The following is a 19,933-nucleotide window of genomic DNA, read 5'->3' as shown; positions in this document are numbered from 1 at the left end:
CGGTTTTCCGGGCATTTTATACAGAGAGTACGGGATATGTTTCAGTTCATACTCCGACGTTTGGGTTTAGTTATCCCAACGTTTATCGGCATAACTTTGCTGACTTTTGCATTCGTGCATATGATCCCAGGCGACCCGGTGACCATCATGGCCGGAGAACGCGGTGTTTCTGCTGAGCGCCACGCTCAGTTGATGGCAGAAATGGGGCTGGACAAGCCTCTCTATCAACAGTATTTCCACTATGTGAACGGCGTGCTGCACGGTGATTTAGGCGTGTCGTTAAAAAGCCGTATTCCGGTCTGGCAAGAGTTTGTGCCGCGCTTTAAAGCCACGCTGGAGCTAGGCATCTGCGCCATGATTTTCGCGGTGATCGTCGGTATTCCTGTGGGAGTACTGGCGGCGGTTAAACGCGGATCCATCTTCGACCACACCGCGGTGGGCATCTCGCTGACCGGCTATTCGATGCCGATATTTTGGTGGGGCATCATGCTGGTCATGTTGGTCTCGGTGCAGCTTAATCTCACGCCCGTATCGGGGCGAATAAGCGATACAGTGTTCCTTGATGACAGCATGCCACTGACCGGCTTTATGCTGATCGATTCGCTGATCTGGGGCGAGCCGGGCGACTTCAAAGATGCCGTAATGCACATGATTTTGCCTGCTCTGGTGCTCGGCACTATTCCTCTGGCCGTTATCGTGCGTATGACCCGCTCCTCCATGCTGGAAGTGCTGGGTGAAGACTATATCCGTACCGCGCGCGCCAAGGGCCTTAGCCGCATGCGGGTGATTGTCGTCCACGCACTGCGTAACGCGCTGCTGCCGGTGGTGACGATTATTGGTCTGCAGGTGGGTACGCTGTTGGGGGGCGCGATCCTGACGGAAACCATCTTCTCCTGGCCGGGCCTCGGCCGCTGGCTTATCGACGCACTACAACGCCGCGACTATCCGGTCGTGCAGGGCGGCGTATTGCTGGTCGCTATCATGATTATCGTGGTTAACCTGCTGGTAGACGTGCTCTACGGTGTGGTCAACCCGCGTATTCGCCACAGGAAATAAGGGGCGCACATGTCACACGTTACAGAGCCCGTCGCTAATGAAATAGTGACGGCTGCGCCAACGCCGATGCCGCCGCTGCGCGAATTCTGGCACTACTTTAAGCGCAATAAAGGGGCCGTTACCGGTCTGGTTTTCATCATTATCATGCTGGTGCTCGCGATTGGCGCCAACGTGATTGCGCCACACGCCCCGGCCGAACAGTTCCGCGACGCACTGCTGCGTCCACCTGTCTGGATGCAGGGCGGCAGCTGGAAATTCCTGTTAGGCACCGATGACGTCGGCCGCGATATTCTCAGTCGACTGATGTACGGCGCGCGTCTCTCCTTGCTGGTCGGCTGCCTGGTGGTGGTGCTGTCGCTGATCCTCGGCGTGGTTTTCGGTCTGTTTGCCGGTTACTACGGCGGCGTAATTGATGCTGCGATCATGCGCATCGTCGACATCATGCTGGCATTGCCAAGCCTGCTGCTGGCGCTGGTGCTGGTGGCGATTTTCGGTCCGTCGATAGTCAATGCCTCGCTGGCCCTGACCTTCGTCGCTTTGCCACACTATGTGCGTTTAACGCGTGCGGCGGTGTTGGTGGAAGTGAACCGTGACTACGTCACCGCGTCGCGCGTCGCTGGTGCAGGTGCGGCCCGTCAAATGTTTATCAATATTTTACCGAACTGCTTAGCGCCGCTGATCGTGCAGGCGTCGCTCGGTTTTTCCAACGCCATTTTGGATATGGCGGCTCTCGGCTTCCTCGGCATGGGCGCACAACCGCCTACGCCTGAGTGGGGCACTATGCTGTCCGACGTATTGCAGTTTGCCCAAAGCGCATGGTGGGTTGTGACCTTCCCTGGCGTGGTGATCCTGTTGACGGTACTGGCATTTAACCTGATGGGTGACGGTCTGCGCGACGCCCTTGACCCTAAACTCAAGCAGTAAGGGACGAGAGATGGAAACCACATTGATTAAAGATATACCGGTCGGCAAAACGCTGCTGACCGTCGATAAGCTTTCCGTGCATTTCGGCGATGAAGGCACACCGTTCCGCGCCGTTGACCGTATCAGTTATAGCGTGAAGCAGGGCGAAGTGATCGGCATTGTCGGTGAGTCCGGCTCAGGTAAATCGGTCAGTTCGCTGGCGCTGATGGGGCTGATCGACTTCCCCGGCAAAGTAATGGCCGAGACGCTGGAGTTTGGTGGCCGTGACCTGCAGGGAATGAGCGAAAAAGAGCGCCGCCAGATTGTGGGCGCCGAGGTCGCGATGATCTTCCAGGACCCGATGACCAGCCTCAACCCGTGCTACACCGTGGGTTTCCAGATTATGGAAGCCATCAAGGTGCATCAGGGCGGCAACAAAAAGACCCGTCGTCAGCGCACCATTGATTTGCTCAATCTGGTGGGTATTCCTGACCCGGCTTCGCGTCTCGACGTCTATCCGCACCAGCTTTCCGGTGGGATGAGTCAGCGCGTAATGATCGCCATGGCGATCGCCTGCCGGCCAAAGCTGCTGATCGCCGATGAGCCAACCACCGCGCTCGACGTGACCATTCAGGCGCAGATCATTGAGTTGCTGCTGGAGTTGCAGCAAAAAGAGAACATGGCGCTGATGCTGATCACGCATGACCTGGCGCTGGTGGCGGAAGCGGCACAGCACATCATCGTGATGTACGCCGGTCAGGTGGTTGAGTCGGCCAAAGCCACGGAGATTTTCCGTGCGCCACGCCATCCTTATACTCAGGCGATGCTGCGTTCCTTACCGGAATTCGCCGCCGATAAAGCGCGTCTACAGTCATTGCCGGGTGTGGTGCCGGGCAAATATGACCGTCCGAACGGTTGTCTGCTGAATCCGCGCTGCCCGTATGCAACGGATCTCTGCCGTAAAGAAGAACCGGCGCTGCATAACCTTGCCGACGGGCGTCAGTCGAAGTGCCATTATCCGCTGGATGATGCCGGGAGACCTACCTATGAATCATGAAAACCCCACCCAGTCAGCGCCTCTGTTGCAGGCGATTGACCTGAAGAAACATTACCCGGTGAAAAAGGGGTTCTTTGCGCCGGAACGCACCGTGAAAGCCCTCGACGGTGTCTCTTTTGACCTCGAACGCGGCAAAACGCTGGCCGTGGTTGGCGAGTCCGGCTGTGGTAAATCGACCCTGGGTCGCCTGTTGACCATGATTGAAATTCCGACCGGCGGCGAACTCTATTACCGCGGGCAGGATCTGCTCAAGCCTGACGCCACGGCTGAAAAGCTGCGTCGTCAGAAGATCCAGATCGTGTTTCAGAATCCTTACGGATCGCTGAACCCGCGTAAGAAAGTTGGCCAGATCCTCGAAGAACCGTTGCTGATCAACACCAAGCTGACCAGTCAAGAGCGTCGTGAAAAAGCGCTGGAGATGATGGCGAAAGTTGGCCTGAAAACCGAGCATTACGATCGCTACCCGCATATGTTTTCCGGTGGTCAGCGCCAGCGTATTGCCATTGCTCGTGGCCTGATGCTCGACCCGGACGTCGTTATTGCCGATGAACCCGTATCGGCACTCGATGTTTCTGTACGCGCGCAGGTGCTGAACCTGATGATGGACTTGCAGCAGGATCTGGGGCTGTCCTATGTGTTCATCTCCCATGATCTCTCGGTGGTCGAACACATCGCCGATGAAGTGATGGTGATGTACCTCGGTCGCTGCGTGGAGAAGGGGCCTAAAGACGTCATTTTCAATAATCCGCTTCATCCTTATACTCAGGCACTGCTTTCCGCGACGCCGCGCCTGAACCCTGATGAGCGCCGGGAGCGCATCAAGCTGACCGGTGAGTTGCCAAGCCCGCTCAACCCGCCTGCCGGTTGTGCGTTCAACGCTCGCTGCCGTCGTGCTTTCACGACCTGCACCCAGTTCCAGCCGCAGTTGAAACAATATGGCGACCAACTGGTGGCCTGTTTTGCGGTTGATCAGGATGAGATGGGCAAGATCCAGTCGCTGGTTGAGGCAGAGCAGGGGTAAGTTATCGCTGTTTTCATCTGATGTTTTAAAAACAAAAACCCGGCAATGACGCCGGGTTTTTTTATTAGCAATGGCGAAGTATGATCACGCTGACATCTTTAGTTTAAGCAGCTCGGCAGGAATAATTTCTTTCACTTTCTGGATAATTTCTGCGGTGTCAAACTCACTAATGTTGGGGGTGTTCACACGAATAACCGTCGAATTTTCATAACCGGGCAGCCACATGTTATAGGCGAGGAATCCGGTCTCTTCGACCCGGCCATTATTATAAATGGCCACCATTTTCTTATTAAATACGCGTGACAGATGAACAATAGAGGTATCGGGCGTGATGATTAAATCTGCCTTCTTCACGATGGCCGCGGCAAAGCTAATGGTGCTCTCAGGAAAAATAAGGCTCCCATCGGTCTGGAAATTTGATATTTTTTCATATTTCCCCATGAGTATAATACCAATGCCGTGATAATTTTCCTTAATGAACGAAACTATTTTTTCCACCTGATTTTTTGACAGATTTTTATCTTCTGAACTGGTCAGTGGATTTAAGGCGACCAAATATTTAACACTGTCTGATGCCATCTTTTCTGATATGACTTTCTCATCATGATCACTAACGCCCAGCGAATATTCATAGCCGGTGGAATCAATACCCAGTAAATCCAATACTTTCTTATACCGCTCCGTAATGTGAATATCAATATCCATAAAATCAATAGATGATGAATACATTGGATATTTTGACTTGTTAAATCCAATGGTCATATTAGCATTGATATTATAAATTAAATTAATCCTGCGGAAGGTTAATATATCATTTAAATCAATGACAATATCAAATTTTTCTCTTTTTAATTGTCGGGGAGATTTTTCCCTGTCATATAAAAAGACTTTATTGATGAAGTCAGAATAGGTAAATAAATTTACGATTGATTTACCTGCAAGAAAATTAACCTGATATCCTGCATCATGTAATTTCTTAGCTAATCCCGTAGATATTATAGCATCCCCAATCTCATCACCGGTTCTGAGAATGAGAACCCTTGGTTGTAGCTTGCCTGTGAGGTCGGATTTTTTTGATATATTTTTTCTTATTGATGAACGTAATCTCAAAAAATTAACTCGAATCTTACTTATATCTTGTTTGAGTTTTCGGTGTTTTTTTCTAAAATCGAAATATTTCATTCATTAATCCTTGATACCGTTATGAGTAATTTAATCAATATCAGAGAATGAGTAATAAATTTATTTGCTCTTGTGGCCTGCTTCCTGCATGCGGACATATTCTTATCCCTGACGTTGCTCAATGTTTAAAAAATTAAAAATTGCGCGGAAATTATCCTGTGGCGTGAAAAAAAAAGCAAGTAGCCTTATGGCATAACACCCCTGGCTTGGCTTCTCCTTTTTCGATCAGCGAGATACGCGACTGGCTTAAACCGTACCCTTCACCCAATACGCGCGTGCTCATTCCCAGCGCGGTTCTGAACAGTCGTATCCAGCCTTTTTGCGGACGCTTAACTCTATGTCGAGGTTTTATTTCATTAACAAGGTTGTCTACCTGTTTAATGTTTAGCTCTTTATCCCACATGGCTTGACCTTTTAATTGCATATATACAATAAATTAATTAATTATCAATTGTATATATGCAATGGAGTTGTCATTTTAACGCCAACAAAAAGGCCAGTCAGCTTTCACTGACTGGCCTTTTCATTGCAATGCCTCTTACCTTTGCTGACTTGCCCACCAGCTCAGCAGTTGCAGCGTCGACGAGTAGTAATCATCTTTCGGTGCCAGATTCGGGCTGATGGCACTGCGGTTGGCCATGGTGAAATCACGAACAGCCAGCAGGCCTGGCGACATGTTGTAGTCCGCTTTGGTGCCGGTCATGACGTCAATCCAGGCGGGTGTCGCGGTGCGTGGCGACTTTTGCCACCACAGAATAAACGGTGCCAGCTGCGGACTGCCGGGATGCGCCCAGCCGAGGTAAAGCGGGATACGCACAGCGTCATAGCTGAAACGCGTTGGCCAGCGGCTCGCAGGTTTCATGGTGCCATCGGCCTGCATGTCTACCCAGTCAGACGGCAGGCGGAATTCGCCGAAGGCCATTTTGCTGAGCATCGCAGTACCGCTTTCGTCCAGATCTTTCCACACTTTCAAATGACTGTGTGCATAGAACGCTTTCCACGCCGGGAAGATGAAGTAGGACGCATTGAGGGTGACGTTGCTGGTCTGGTTAAACCCGGTCACGCCCGGCAGCATCACTTTATAGCCTGCATAATCAATCACGTTGTGTTTGATCAGCGCCGCCTGCAATTTCTCGGATGCCTGGGTGTAACGCGGGTCATTCCATTTTTCACCGGCCAGCAGCAGCGCCCATGCTATCAGCGTATCGCCATCGGAGGCATTATTCTTATCGGCGACATGGACGTTGTTATTCGGATCGTAACGCCATGAATAGAGGCCAATATCCTTGCGATAAAGGGTGTTATTGGCCCACTGAAAAAGCTGGTCGAACGTTTTCTGATCGTTATTAAACACCGCCAACAGCATACTGAAACCCTGTCCTTCGGTATGACTGACGTTTTTATTGGCTGTGTCGATAATCCGCCCGTCCGGCAGCAGGAAGCGACTTTTATACGCTGACCAACCCTGAGCCTGATCTTGAGCCATTACAGCGGTAGTGAAAAACGAGAAAACCAGACTGAACCACAGCACGATGCCGTAGCGCCGAAATACCAACATAGAAATTCCTTACAAACCATTTTGATAGCGGAAGACGAATGCGCCTTCGGGTGTGCTTTCTTGCCAGCGAAGTGGAACGTAGGGCTGTCCGCCCTGTGTCTGCAACCACTCCGCATACAGCCCCTCAAACAGGGAGATCAGCGCGATACGCCAGAGTTCATCATCCTGCCCCTGCGGGGAAACTGGCCAGGCGATGTGTACCAGTGCCAGCTGTTGCTGAGTCGCCTCAATCCTGAGCACTCCCCAGTCAAAACGGCTGAGAACCTGGTTGATGTTGTCTTCCAGTTCGCCGAGCGTAGCGCAAACAGGCAACGTATGCTGACGTGCCAGGTTACCGCCCATCAGCGACAGAAAACGGCGGCCATCCTCGTCGTCGGCGGAGGCCAGAATACCTGAAAATAACACCTGTACCAGACTTTGCCAGCCCGGCGTCGTGTGACGCTGGCGGTAATATTCCTGCGCGACCTGGGTATAGTTCTGTTCTTGCATGGTTTTATTCCACCGGGTTTAATTTTGGCCCATCAGATAACGGAAGTAGACCTGCGCTTTGCTTTCGTTGTAATCACCGAAAGTATCGTAGCCAACCTGACCGCCAATCTGCATATTCCTGTTCAGATGATAATTACCGCCGACGCCCGCATTCCAGCCAATCCCGCTTTTTGTACCACCTTGATAATAGGCTTCAGTGCCGAAGCCTGCTGTGACTAAATCTTCCAGCTGTTTCTGCAAATCTGGGTTGTTCGGGTAGTACGCGCTCTTATCCTGAGAGTAGGACTGATAACCCACCGAGCCGGAGAGTTTCAGATCCCAGTCGTCATACTTCTGGGTGTACTCCACCGGGAAGGAGACGCTGACGTAGTTCTGCGGGCTAAAGTAACCGCCCTGACCGTAGCTGTAGTAGCTGAGGTTTTTGTCGAAGTCCATGTAGCCGATGTTGATCCCGGTTTTCAGCTCACGGTCATCATAGCGATAGGGACGAATGTATAACCCAGCGTTAGCATTAACAGACTTGTTACTGGCAACGTTATTACCGAGATAGCTGTAATAACCGGCACCGGCATAAAAACCTGCATCGCCGTCATCGTAGGATAGATTGACGCCACCGCCGTTTTTGGTGACCTGGCCCCATTTATTTCCGCTGTAAGTATCTTTGGTCCCAACGTAAGACAGAATACTGTCGGTGATCGCGCGACGTTCTGCGGTCATGGTCAGCGTAGTGAAGTCGGTCAGTTTCGGTGCCCACTGCAGGCCACCGACCAGCGAGTTCAGATCCTGGCCCAACGGGGTGCTGCCCACATCAGCTTTATAGCTTTCGCCGGTCAGCGCTAAGTTGAGCTCCACGCCGGTAGCCTTTTGATTCCCGGCTTCTGTTGCTGGATAGGTGGTTGGATCGACGCCGTTTAATTTAGCTATGCTGCTATTTAAGGCATTACAACTAGCAATAACTTCTGCACTACTGTTGCTGCTGACAGATGAGCATTGGTCAGCATATTGTGTGCTCAACTGACTGCGATACTGATCCAACGTTGAAACTGTCTGCCCATTTATCGTCGTGGTGGTTGGATTGCTTGGGTCTGATAAGTAAGTTTGAACATCTTTAGATGTAATGGATGCACCAGTTGCCGCGTTGTATGCCGCCGCAGCTGAGGAATATCCTCTCGACAGCGCACCCTGACCAAACCTAGTATTTCCCGTACCGGACGGGCTGCCTGCACTGAGGGAAACCGGCGTGACGCCGATGCTCAGACGCGACGTATCAAACGGCACGAAGGCGAAGGTCATTGGCGCTTTGGCTTCGGTCAACTGGCTCAGGCCGCTTTCGCCATCACGACCACGAATCGACATCTCGCCCTGCGCCCAGGTCGCGGTTTTTTCCTGCAGGGTATTGAGCATATCGTCGATCTGCTTCTCGGTGGCATTTCGCTGTACCACGGCGGTCGGCGTTGCACCCGGTAGTGGGGCGGTGCTGGTAGCAGAAATCTGATCCGACTGCTGCCACGGCATAACCGTGCCATATACAGACTGCGTGGTGCTGCGGGTGCCCTGCGTTGAGCGGTTGATAAATGGGTTGTCGGTCAGCTGCAATCCGGCGATCTGCGTTGAGCCGTCTGCACCTTCCAGACCGATCATCTTGCCTTTCGCAGAACGCAACAACGCCAGCGCCTGTTGGTGATCGCCCTGTGCTTCGGCAACGCGTGCCGCCAGTAACAGCCGGTCTGGCGTGCGCGGACCATTCAGACCGTTCATCAGCTCCTGCGCACGCTGGTTATCACCTTCACCCAGTGCGATGTTGATGGCGCCCATGCGGGCATCCTGCGTCGGTGTGTCGTTGGTCATCAGGTAGTTATAAACCTGGCCGGCCTGTTTATTGAGTTTGCCGGACTGATACAGCCGCGCCATCGCCAGCATCAAATCGCGGTTTTGCGGATCGGCCTGCAACGCGACCACCAGCTTGTCATAGGCGGCAGCGTACTGCCCTTGCTCACGGAGCTGATCGGCCTGATTGATCACAAAGCCGTTGCGCATATTCGCCATTTCGGTCGGCGGGGTGCTGGACTGAATTTGCGGATTTTGCAGGAAGGCCTGGGCCTCATTGCTGAGACCAGCCTGATTGAGCACCGTAACCTGATCGGCATAGTCACCGGCATTGCCTTGAACGCCTTTTTGCATGTTCTGACGCACTAATTGCACGGCCAGCGGTATCTGTCCGGTCGCGGCAAGATTCTTCGCCAGCGTACCGACGTCGGCCGGTGCGGACGGTGGGTCTTGCGCCAGTGCCCGTAGTGTATTGGCGGCAGCGGCGCTGTTGCCCTGTTGTAAATAGGCTTCGGCCGAGGCCATTTGCTGATTAAAGTTGGCTCGTTGGGATAGTTCACGCATTGCCGGGGTCTGGCTATTACGCGGAATGCGCGACAGCAGGGCGCTGGCGGTGGACCAGTTTTTGGTTTCCGAGGCAAACAGCGCGGCGGCGTAAAGATCTGTCGCACCCGCGCCCGGCCGGCCTGACGCTGCCATTAGCGACTGCGCCTGAGCGGTCTGTCCTTGCGATTGCAGGATGCGCGCCATGTCCAGTTTCACCCAGACGTTGGACGGCTGACGTTCTTGCGCCTGCTGGAGTAAATTCAGTGCGCGCTGCGGATCGTTATTCGCGACGGCCTGCGCAGCCTGACGACGTAATGGCTCAATGATATCTACCGCTTTTGGCGGATTCATCTTGGTTTGAATATCAGCAGGCAACGTTTTCAAAACCTGATCGGCTTCGGCAGTTTTGTTCTGCTGACGCAGCACATAGAACAGTCCGGCGCGGGCGTCGGCGTTATCGCCAAGTGTGCCGTATTGCTGTTCGGCACCGGACAGATCGCCTTTACGGCGCAGAATGTCTGCCCGCAGCAAACCGGCGGACTGACCTTTTTCTCCCCCGACCTGTACCAGCGGCGTGACGGCTGCCAGTGCGGCGTCGTAGCTACCGGAACCGGCAGCCTCTTTGGCTTTTGCCAACTGCGCGTAAAACGCAGCATCCTGCGCCTGATTACTCAGTTGCGCGCTGTTCGGGCCGCCCTGTGCCGCGGCTTTGCTGAGGTACTGTGAGGCGGCTGCAAAATCACCGCTGCGCTGCGCAATATAGCCTAGTCCGGACAGCGCATCCACATCGTTCGGATCGCCCGCCAGCACGCTGTCAAACTTGGCTTTCGCGCTGTTGACGTCGCCGCTGTTCAGTGCGGTAAAGCCCTGATCTTTAGCCGCGCCGCCGATATTTTTCTGGAAGTACGCCATCACGGCGGTGTCGTTCGGATGGCGCGCCTGATAGCCCTGATAAAGATTGCGGTCACTCTCTTTCGGCGCCATCCACAACAGTGCCTGACGCATTGCACGATCAGCTTCCTGGTTGCTGGCAGCAAGACTTGCTAGCAGATTAATACCGTCGCGGCGGGTTGACTCCTGATAGGTCAATACTTTGCCTAGCGCCAGTCGCGTCGATGTATCGTCCGGGCGCTGTGCCACGCGCTGCTGTAGCCCTTCGATCGCCTGAGGTTGTAGCGTCTTGTCGCCGGCCATCGTCAGGTAATATTCGGTGGCCAGACTATCGAGCGGCTGGTTGCCATTAAAAATGGTGCGATAGATCGCCAGTGAACCACTGATGTTGCCCTGTGCCGCCATCTGCCGGGCTGAGTTTAATAGGTTCGGTGGAATGGACTGCAGGGTTTTGGCGCTGTTGAGCGAGGTTAAACGCGGATCGTCCGGCGACGCGGCAGACAGTTTTTCGCGCCACTGGTTTGCCGACGTTTTATCGCCGCTCTGCATCGAATATAGCGACATCAGATAGAGTGCTTGCGCATTGTTTGGCTCTGCCAGCAGCACTTTCTGCAAGGCGTCTTTAGCCAGGTCGTCATGGGCGCGGTCATGCCAGTAAGCCGCCTGATCGAACAGGGCCTTCATGGCCGGATTCGTCGTATCCGCTGCCAAGGTGGAGGCGCTAAAACTGCCTGCTCCCGCGATCCCTATCAGATAAATAGCCTTGATCACCGCCAGGGACAGTCTGTTTTTTTTCATTTTCCAGCTCCGGTAATCGCCAGGTTATAGCCGGGAGTTAAGGCTACCTTCATTGTTATTTTTCTTAATATGAGGCGTTTCATTTCTGACCCAGACGTTTGGCCGCATGCCGACGCAAGATGACGAACAAGCTCAGACCAATCATCAGCGACACCAGAGTGGCGATCAGCGACAGGATCACGATGTGCGTGCTGGCGTACCAGAGCACCATCATGTACCACGGCATTTGTCCGGTCGGGAATTGCGGGCCGACGGAGAAGCTGCGGATGCCGTTTTCATCGGTAATGATCGCCAGATCGCCACGCACGTTGGCGTTAATTTGCGGCAATTTTAGATCGCTATGAATTTTCAGTAACTGCTGGTCGTCAGTCCCGGTTGCCACTACGACCACGTGATCGCTGGACCAGCGCGAGCGGTAACTCACAAAGCCGCGCCATGCGGCGGTTGACGACAGATAGCGGTCAGCATCCACCGGCTGGCGATACCAGTCGCCGGTCAGCCAGGCCACAATGCGTTCAACTTCAGTCGGCGTTTTCACACCCATCGAGTTGGCGTTGAGGCTGAACGGAGAATTGGCCAATAACTGCTGGTTGAAAGAAGAATCGCCCAGCGTGGTGACTGCCAGAATATCGCGATCGAACAGCGGATTTCCCTGCTCATCACCTTTCAGACCAAAGGTAATCTGCACGTGAGTTACCGGCACGCCGGTGGCTTTCCCTGCGCGCGCGGCGAGGTTCAGTAGCGTATGAATTTCAACGGAAGTCGGTTCCGGCGGCAGCAACATCAGGGTGTCTGAGAAGTCAGCCAGTTTGGAATACGGATACGAGGCACCAACGAAATACGACAGGTTAGGCAACTGGGCGAAGTGGTAGCTTCCGCTGAGGTCAATAAAGGATTTCGGGTCGATACGGCTTTTGATGTTATTGCTGGTCAGAATGCTGCACGGCGCGTCTTTTTTCGGCTTGATATCGAAATAGAACTGCAGCTGGTTGTCCCCGTAAATCAGATAGGGTGCCAGCTGTATGGTGTAGCGTTCCTGACGGCTGTCACCGCCGAGGCGGCGCCAGATATTCTCCAACAGACCGACTTTGTTGACGGTCAGGCTGCGCAGGAAGTTGCTGTTGAGGGAAATATTCAGCCTTGAATTGTCTTCATCAATCCAGTTTTCGGTCGGGAAGCGATAATCAATGCGCACCGGAATGTTATGACCATCCCACATGAATAAGTCTGGCGCTGCACGGAATGCCACCTGAATACTGTCGTGATAAATTCCGTTGGAAATCAACGAATCCGGGTCCTTGCCCGCCAGTTCACCCAGCGTCACCGGGCGCGATGTGTCGATCCAGCGTGGTGCATCATAAGGTTTGCTCGAAGGGATATTTAGCTGAGCCACATCCAGATGATCGGTATTGTTCGGCATTCCACTGCTGATCAAACGGTAAGCCGCCTGACGCAGTTGGTTGTCGTCATTGCCCAGCACCAGCAACAGTTTGTACACCGGGTTGATTGGGTTATCGATGATTTGAATCGATGCACCATTACTGGCCGGCAGCGTCAGTGAACCAATTTTGTCACCCGGTTTGCCAAACAGAATACCGTTTTGGTCAGGTAAATCATTCAGAATGACTGGGAAGTCGATGGCACGATAATCGGATAACATGCCGAGATAAGAGGAAACTATCGCAGCAGCGCTGACATCTCCAGGTTTCATTGCGGCAGAAAAAACCATGGTGATCTTGGATTCCTGCATTTGCAGGCTGTCAAAGAACGGACGGGGGAAGTTGCCCAGATTGCGGCCAATATTCAGCTTCTGACCTTCCAGAGCAATGTTGGTGGCGGGCAAAATCGTGACCCAATACTTGTCCGACTGATCTTTCTCGCAGGTCATGGTGTTGCTGTCATGTACGCGGAAGCTCAGGTTGTTGCTGGATACCACCATCGCAGAGGGGATGTCCAGTTGATACACATCACCACCGTTGCCGGTCTGGTTAAGTGGCAGGCTACCCAGTGGCTGGCCGTTAAGCATCAGTTCCAGCGTGGTGTCGCGGGCAATCAGTGCCGGCGAAATTTTCAGAGCCAGCGAAAGATGGGCGCTGGTGACCACTTCATCAGCGGGCAGGGTGAAGATAATACCGGATTGCAGCTGACCACCGCTGAGGGTCAGGCCGTTTGGCTGGCCCATTTCTGCGACAGTCATGCTGGTGGTCACCGGCTGAACCAGCGGGATCACCGGCGCAGGCACGGTAACAGGATCGGCGACCTGCACGGCGGGGTTGGTCAGCGGTGAGGTATTGACTGAATCGCTGTTATTGGCCGGGGTAGTATCGGCCTGAGGCATATATTCTGACGACGGCGTCTGAGTTGGTGCAGGCGTTGAAGGCATCGGCGGTGTCGGTGGTAGCCACGACGGCGCGGCAGGGAAGCTGGTTGCCTGATCTATGTCAGGCGCGGGCGTTTCTTCCGCATGGGTAAACGGCAGGCTGCTGAAGGTCAGCAGCAGACCTGTGGTGATTTTCCTGAGCAGCGATGCGCCTGGCACAGCAGACAAACGGCGAGTAATCATAAGGTTACGTGGTCGATTCATGCTGCTTCACTCTTGCTAGTCGTGTCAGCGGGACTATTTTTGCCGCGGCGTTCTTTCCAGGTGTTGTAGAACAACTCAAACACGCAGCGGATGATGCTGAGTAGCGAGCGGAACGGGTTGTCCTGCTGATGCTCTTCACCAATCCAGGCATCAGCACGGCACAGCACTACGCGCACCAGCTCGCGGCGTTTCGCCAGCGGCAAGTCTTCAAATTGCAGGCGCAGACGCTCTTTGTTGCCGCTTATCTGGCTGACCGGGAAGCATTCGGCTCCGGAAGAGAGCTGAATTTCGACCTCTTCGATCTCTTCATCGAGGTAACGCACATCCGGCGTCACCAGTTGCACACCACCCATCGACAAATCAATGGTTTCAGTGCGCAGTGAGATGCCATTGGCATAATGAATAATCGCCGGGATAGCTGCTTCAACACGGATGGTTTTACGTACCTGGCGGGTCTCTTTGGCGACGGCAATTGCTGCCAGTAAGATCAGCACGCTGAAAGTGCCCCAGGCAATGTTGAGCGCGATAACGCTGGGATCCACGTTAAAATAGCTATGGAATACCACCCGTACCACACCGTAGCCAATACCGATGACCATCAGAATCGCCACAATCAAATGTGGTTTAACGATGTGAAAGTCGAAGAAACCAGAGTCCAGCACGCCGCCTTTGTCGGTCACGTTAAATTTGCCGCGTTTGGGCGCAAGCATGGTGACCAGCGTCGGCAGGATCAGGTGGAATGCCAACACCGTCTCATAGATTTCGCCCCAGAACGTATAGCGGAAACGGCCATTCATGCGGGAGTTGATATACAACGACATCACCAAATGCGGCAGCGCATAGGCAAAGATCAGACTGGCGGAGGACGAAATAATGTTCAGGTTAAACAGTAAGAAGGCGAGCGGTGCGGTCAGGAACACCACGCGCGGCAGCCCGAACTGGAAATGCAGCATGGCATTGAGATAGCACAGGCGCTGTTGCCAGGTGAGCCCACGGCCCAGCAGCGGGTTATCCACACGGAAAATTTGCGTCATACCGCGCGCCCAGCGAGTACGCTGAACCACATGTACCCCGAGGCGCTCTGTCGCCAGACCGGCCGCCAGCGGAATCGACAGGAAGGCGGTGTTCCAGCCACGACGCTGCATTTTCAACGCCGAGTGGGCATCTTCGGTGACGGTTTCCACGGCAAATCCGCCAACTTCATCCAGCGCAACGCGGCGAATGACCGCACAAGAGCCGCAGAAGAAGGTAGCATTCCAGTTGTCATTGCCCTGTTGCACCGGGCCGTAGAACAGCGCGCCTTCGTTGGGCATGGAGCGGCCAACCGAGAGGTTGCGTTCGAACGGGTCCGGGGAATAGAAGTAGTGTGGCGTCTGAATCAGTGCCAGACGCGGATCTTTCAAGAAACTGCCGACCGTGGCCTGCAGGAAAGCACGCGTGGCGACGTGGTCGCAGTCAAACACGCAAATCAGCTCGCCTTTCGTCAGCCCCATGGCATGGTTGAGGTTGCCAGCTTTGGCGTGTGCGTTACTATTGCGAGTGATATAACCCACGCCAGCATCGGCGGAGAACACCGCAAATTCGTCACGCTTACCGTCATCCAGCACGTAAATTTTGATTTTATCTTTCGGATAATCAATGCACTGTGCCGCCAGAACAGTATCTCGTACTACGTCGAGGCTTTCGTTATACGACGGAATATAGACATCAACTGTCGGCCACAAACTGATGTCATCCGGTAATGGCTCGATGGTGCGTTTGAGCGGCCAGGTGGTTTGCAGATAGCCCAGTAATAAAATAATCCAGACATACAGCTCAGCGAGGAATAATCCGATCCCTAAGATGGCTTCGATGGTGGAATTAAAATGCAGCGTTTCAGTTGCGCGCCAGTAGATATATCGGGTCGACATCATCACGGACATAATGACCATGACTACGCTGATACGTCGGCTTTTACTGATGCCGAGTAAAAATAATAACCCTATACTGATCAGACCAAATATATACTGCTTCTGGCTGTCCATCGGTGCGATGATTATAACCGCCGCAACCGGCAATAAAAGAAGGACGAGCAGGGAGAATAGGAATTTATTCATCGCATTTAGGATCGCTGTCTGCTGGAGCTATTAATAATTATTTGGCTTGGGAGAACCGTGCAATTCTCCGTCCCCGACTTTTATCTCTAAAATGGCCGCGACCTTTTTGCTGATCAGTTCAATATCAAAAGCAGAAGCTGATACCGGACTAAAATCAATAATAGAGCGCTGTGAGGCGTTTGCCTCAGGTACACATTCATCCCTGTGGATGGTGCCCAGCAATCGTTCGTTCAGGCGCTGCTCAAAGAACTGCGTAACATCACGGCTGAGCGTCCGACGCGTATCACTTTGGTTTACAATGTAATACTCTCCTTTTTTATTATTAAGGGGCGAACCAATAAGCTTATTTTTTTCCATCAGCGGCAGCAGCGATAACGATGCGGTATCAGCCAGCATGACCACTATGTGCAAATCAGCCAAAGGCTGTACGGCTTTAAGCGCCGGGCCGGGGCCGGGAGGAAAATCGGCAATCACCACCAGACCCGGATAATTGAGTACGGTATTTAAACCACGCTGTAAAAAATGTGGATCGCTGGCCAACTGATGTTCGAACTCCAGTCGCTGCTCTTCGCTCACCTCACCATAGGGCAGCACAAAGGTATTCGACCCCGCTTTGAGGATAAACTGGCTCCAGTCAGACTCATTTCCTGATCCGGCCACAAACCCACGAGTATCCGAAATAGGTACACCAAAATGCAGGCGCAGGGCGTTTTGTACATCAAAGTCGATGACCAGAACTTTGCTGCCGCTGCGGGCCAGAGAGTAAGCCAGATTGGAAGCGACAGTGGTTTTCCCAACCCCGCCTTTCGGGGAACACACACAAACTAATGGCATGATGCAATTATCTCTAACAGGGGTTGAAGCGGTGTATCTCGATGCAATAAAGCGGCAGCAGAGGGCGGGGCTTTTTGTTTGAACATTTGGCGGAATTGCCCGCTCGGTGCTGGCGTCGCAGCAGCATGGGCGTTGGTTACAGCCGGATGAGTCGAGGTAGCTGCCATGACAGATCTCACTGAAGCCGACGTGGTTGCAGGCTGGGCCGCTGGCATAGACCGGGCTGGCAATGCATTTTTTACCGCGTCGAGCAAGCTACCCACGCTGTCTGGGGTGACTGATTGTGCATGCAGCATCGCCGTGCTGTGCTGCACCGAGGCCTGCGGTAATGGCTGGGGTTTAGACGTTACCGGCAGTGACTCACGCAGGGCTTCCATCAGGCCTCCACCACCAGGTGGAGTGGATGAAGACAAAGTATTCAACGGCGTTGGCACCTGCGGGATAGCTGAATGTGCTGAAACCGGCGTGTTTAACAGGTCATAGGGTGCTGGCGTGCTGCGTTGAAACTCTGCAGCAGAAATAGCCTGCGGTGTCGACTGCGTCGTGCGGCCGTTTTCCAAAATACCAGGGGCTTCTTCACTTGCTGACACCTGTTTAATCAATGCCCATTTGTTCATTGAACCCGTCATGCCATTCCCAGTGTTTTTTTCATTTATTTCTTTGTAATCAATGTCTTCTGTTTTTGTCTTTTCAATGAAACGCTTAATGTCGTCATATTTATTCATATAACCTGCCCGGTGGGATTACATTTATCCGAGTATTTAGGACGCGAAGACGGCAACGATCATCAGTGGCTAAATTTCAGGGAAAAAGAGATTCACACATCAATATTGGCGCGATTGGGAATAATCCTAATATATCAGCTAAGGTACAGAATAAAGCACAATTTACAAAAAATAGGAATCAGCCCATATCATTATAGACCTTAGTTAACTGTTTGGCAGAAAAGCATTTTCGGAGAGAATTACTCCCCGAATGGGATAGTGACGGGGAATACCCCATTTTTAATGTGATAGGGAGCATATTGATTGCTTTAGCGTTGCTAAAGTCAGAATTTCTATGAAGGGTTAGGGGCGTCTTTAAGCATAAGTTCAGCATGAAGGTTGTTCATATTTGCCTGGAAAGCGTTAGGAAAATTCGTACATGTAATTTCCTGTCATAAAAGCATTGTTCTAATAGACGAAACCACTTGGACGCGGCCATAACCCTCTCTTATCAGGTATACTGTGGCACGGTAGGATTCCCCCCCTCCGACCTGTTACGATTAGCGGGTTAAAATCAGTTGGAATGTGTTGGAGAATTATATTGCGGGTCAGGCGTTCATTAACTATTAAGCAGATGGCAGCGGTGTCCAGCGTCGCGGTGATCACCCTCTGTATTTTTATTGTCATCCAGCTGTTTCACTTTGTGCAACAGCGGAGGGACGATTACGCCCAGCAACTTGAGAATATCGCCCATTCAGTCAGGCTGCCATTGTCGCAGGCTGTTCTGGACGTCGATCTCAACGAAACACAGGACATTCTTAACACGCTGCGTCCGGTCGGCATTCTTAGTCGCGCAGAGGTGGTATTACCCAGTCAGATCACTGCGTTGAGCACCCATTTCCCTGCCGGGCGGCCGGTTCCTGAATGGGCCATTCGCGGGTTTAATTTGCCTGTTACCATTTCGGTCCCACTCTATTCTGCAGCTGCCAGCCCGACAGACCCCAAGCCGCTGGCCTATCTTCAGTTGCAGGCTGACCCCTACCGTATGTATCAGTTTATGATCAGTGCGCTCTCCACCATGCTCACCACCTATTTACTACTGGCGTTGATTTTGTCGATTTCCATCAGTTGGTGCATTAACCGTCTGGTGATAAAACCGCTGCGGGCCATTGCCCGCGAACTGGAAGCATTGTCCGACAATGAAATCGGCCATCATCAGTTGAGCCTGCCTGCGCGTCATGACGACGATGAATTCGGCATGCTGATCCGCAGCTATAACCGCAACCAGTTGCACTGGAACAAGACACAGCAAAGGGTTCAGGGAGAGGATCCTTCGGCCAATCAGCAGGGTAACCAATTCGAGCCGGCGTTGACTGAGAAAATTCAAAAGCGACTGTTGCAGGAGGATGAAATTCTGCACGCCGTGAAGCAGAACGATTTCACTTTGTTTATTCAGCCTCAGGTGAACATGGCGACCGGTGCCGTGGTGGGTGCTGAGGCGCTGCTGCGCCGTAAAATGGCTGACGGCAGCTACGGGCTGGAAAGTGATTTTATCGTACGGGCGGAAGAGATCGGCGTGATGGATATGCTCGGCTACAAGGTGCTGGAATTAGGTTGTAGCGTTCTGGCCCGCTGGCAGCAGCGCGGTATTACATTGCCACTGTCCGTGAACCTCTCGGGCATTCAGGTTCAGCAGCCAAATTTTCTACCAGAACTACGCAGCCTTCTGAGCCGCTACAAAATCAATCCTGGCCAACTGGTGCTGGAGATCACTGAAACTGCCCGCATCGAAGATTTGGATCGCGCGCTGTCATTGCTGGGCGAACTGCGAGCGGTCGGTGTTTCCATTGAGCTTGGTGACTTCGGTTTGGGCTATTCCGGGCTGGATTATCTCAACCACCTGCGTAGCCTTCCGATTGACGTGATTAAAATTGACCGCAGTTTCGTCAGCGCTCTGCCGGACGATGACGTCATGGTTAACATCGTAGCATCTATCGGTAAAGCGATGAATATCAAGCTGATTGCCGAAGGTGTGGAAACGGAGGCGCAGCGCCGCTGGCTGCTCAACAATGACATTTTATTCGGACAAGGCTATTTCTTTTCTACCCCGCTGCCGCAGGCTGAGTTCGAGCGCCAGTTTGGCGACCAGATAGTCACGGGCTCTTGACGCTGTAGCCTTCAGCGCTCTTTCGCTGACCTCCACTCCCCCTCATTCTTACACGCAACCCATCCCCGGCTTTTATGCCTTCATTCTGGCTTTCTTTATGTATCCGTTGTCCTGTTACTTTTTAACTGAATCGTTTCAGTTCTAGTTTTAAAACAACCAAGATTGCAAAACGAAACAAGTTATTTCCATCTTGTTATGTCGGTGTTATTTTCCCGCCTAT

General features: G+C 52.8%; 14 protein-coding genes. 5 read left to right on the top strand and 9 right to left on the bottom strand.

Annotated elements, in window-relative coordinates:
- Positions 1 to 36 precede the first annotated feature (36 nt).
- Genes dppB through dppF form a run of 4 tightly spaced genes read left to right on the top strand, consistent with a single transcriptional unit; the run spans position 37 to position 4,037 of the window.
- Positions 37 to 1,056, top strand: coding sequence for a dipeptide ABC transporter permease DppB (dppB, locus tag ACMV8I_RS20415; protein ID WP_498867018.1), 1,020 nt, complete (start codon positions 37 to 39; stop codon positions 1,054 to 1,056).
- A 9-nt stretch (positions 1,057 to 1,065) separates the two neighbouring features.
- A complete protein-coding gene (gene dppC / locus ACMV8I_RS20410) occupies positions 1,066 to 1,980 on the top strand; it encodes a dipeptide ABC transporter permease DppC (RefSeq protein ID WP_498867017.1) in 915 nt (304 codons plus the stop codon).
- Between the two features lie 10 nt (positions 1,981 to 1,990).
- On the top strand, positions 1,991 to 3,016 hold the full coding sequence (gene dppD, locus ACMV8I_RS20405) for a dipeptide ABC transporter ATP-binding protein (protein WP_498867016.1): 1,026 nt from the start codon (positions 1,991 to 1,993) through the stop codon (positions 3,014 to 3,016).
- Complete coding sequence (gene dppF / locus ACMV8I_RS20400) at positions 3,006 to 4,037, top strand: dipeptide ABC transporter ATP-binding subunit DppF (protein WP_498867015.1); 1,032 nt, start codon at positions 3,006 to 3,008, stop codon at positions 4,035 to 4,037. The genes dppD and dppF overlap by 11 nt, the downstream gene beginning before the upstream one ends.
- Before the next feature lie 84 nt (positions 4,038 to 4,121).
- Here dppF and ACMV8I_RS20395 read toward each other — a convergent pair whose 3' ends face one another.
- The 9 genes from ACMV8I_RS20395 to bcsO form a co-directional block, all read right to left on the bottom strand.
- Complete coding sequence (locus ACMV8I_RS20395) at positions 4,122 to 5,219, bottom strand: glycosyltransferase family 9 protein (protein WP_498867014.1); 1,098 nt, start codon at positions 5,217 to 5,219, stop codon at positions 4,122 to 4,124.
- A 151-nt stretch (positions 5,220 to 5,370) separates the two neighbouring features.
- On the bottom strand, positions 5,371 to 5,622 hold the full coding sequence (locus ACMV8I_RS20390) for a helix-turn-helix domain-containing protein (protein WP_498867013.1): 252 nt from the start codon (positions 5,620 to 5,622) through the stop codon (positions 5,371 to 5,373).
- Between the two features lie 135 nt (positions 5,623 to 5,757).
- Positions 5,758 to 6,777 carry a family 8 glycosyl hydrolase gene (locus ACMV8I_RS20385; RefSeq protein WP_498867012.1) on the bottom strand — a complete coding sequence of 340 codons (1,020 nt, stop codon included), beginning with the start codon at positions 6,775 to 6,777 and terminating at the stop codon, positions 5,758 to 5,760.
- A gap of 9 nt (positions 6,778 to 6,786) precedes the next feature.
- The gene (gene bcsD, locus ACMV8I_RS20380; RefSeq protein ID WP_498867011.1) at positions 6,787 to 7,266 is read right to left on the bottom strand and encodes a cellulose biosynthesis protein BcsD; all 480 of its coding nucleotides are present in this window, start codon (positions 7,264 to 7,266) and stop codon (positions 6,787 to 6,789) included.
- An 18-nt stretch (positions 7,267 to 7,284) separates the two neighbouring features.
- Positions 7,285 to 11,328, bottom strand: coding sequence for a cellulose biosynthesis protein BcsC (locus tag ACMV8I_RS20375; RefSeq protein WP_498867010.1), 4,044 nt, complete (start codon positions 11,326 to 11,328; stop codon positions 7,285 to 7,287).
- A gap of 79 nt (positions 11,329 to 11,407) precedes the next feature.
- Complete coding sequence (gene bcsB / locus ACMV8I_RS20370) at positions 11,408 to 13,912, bottom strand: cellulose biosynthesis cyclic di-GMP-binding regulatory protein BcsB (protein WP_498867009.1); 2,505 nt, start codon at positions 13,910 to 13,912, stop codon at positions 11,408 to 11,410.
- On the bottom strand, positions 13,909 to 16,008 hold the full coding sequence (gene bcsA / locus ACMV8I_RS20365) for a UDP-forming cellulose synthase catalytic subunit (protein WP_498867008.1): 2,100 nt from the start codon (positions 16,006 to 16,008) through the stop codon (positions 13,909 to 13,911). Before bcsA ends, bcsB begins: the two co-directional genes overlap by 4 nt.
- Before the next feature lie 30 nt (positions 16,009 to 16,038).
- On the bottom strand, positions 16,039 to 16,842 hold the full coding sequence (bcsQ, locus tag ACMV8I_RS20360) for a cellulose biosynthesis protein BcsQ (protein ID WP_498867007.1): 804 nt from the start codon (positions 16,840 to 16,842) through the stop codon (positions 16,039 to 16,041).
- Positions 16,833 to 17,567: a cellulose biosynthesis protein BcsO gene (bcsO, locus tag ACMV8I_RS20355; protein WP_498867006.1), complete on the bottom strand. Its 735-nt coding sequence runs from the start codon at positions 17,565 to 17,567 to the stop codon at positions 16,833 to 16,835. Before bcsO ends, bcsQ begins: the two co-directional genes overlap by 10 nt.
- Before the next feature lie 580 nt (positions 17,568 to 18,147).
- Here bcsO and ACMV8I_RS20350 point away from each other — a divergent pair.
- Entirely contained in the window at positions 18,148 to 19,713 is a 1,566-nt protein-coding gene (locus tag ACMV8I_RS20350; protein WP_498867005.1) for an EAL domain-containing protein, read from the top strand.
- The last annotated feature ends 220 nt before the right edge of the window (positions 19,714 to 19,933 follow it).

Source organism: Ewingella sp. S1.OA.A_B6, from assembly GCF_049889095.1.
GTDB lineage: Bacteria > Pseudomonadota > Gammaproteobacteria > Enterobacterales > Enterobacteriaceae > Ewingella.
The sequence above is the reverse complement of the archived record's forward strand: the minus strand, read 5'-3'. Positions and strand labels throughout refer to the sequence as shown.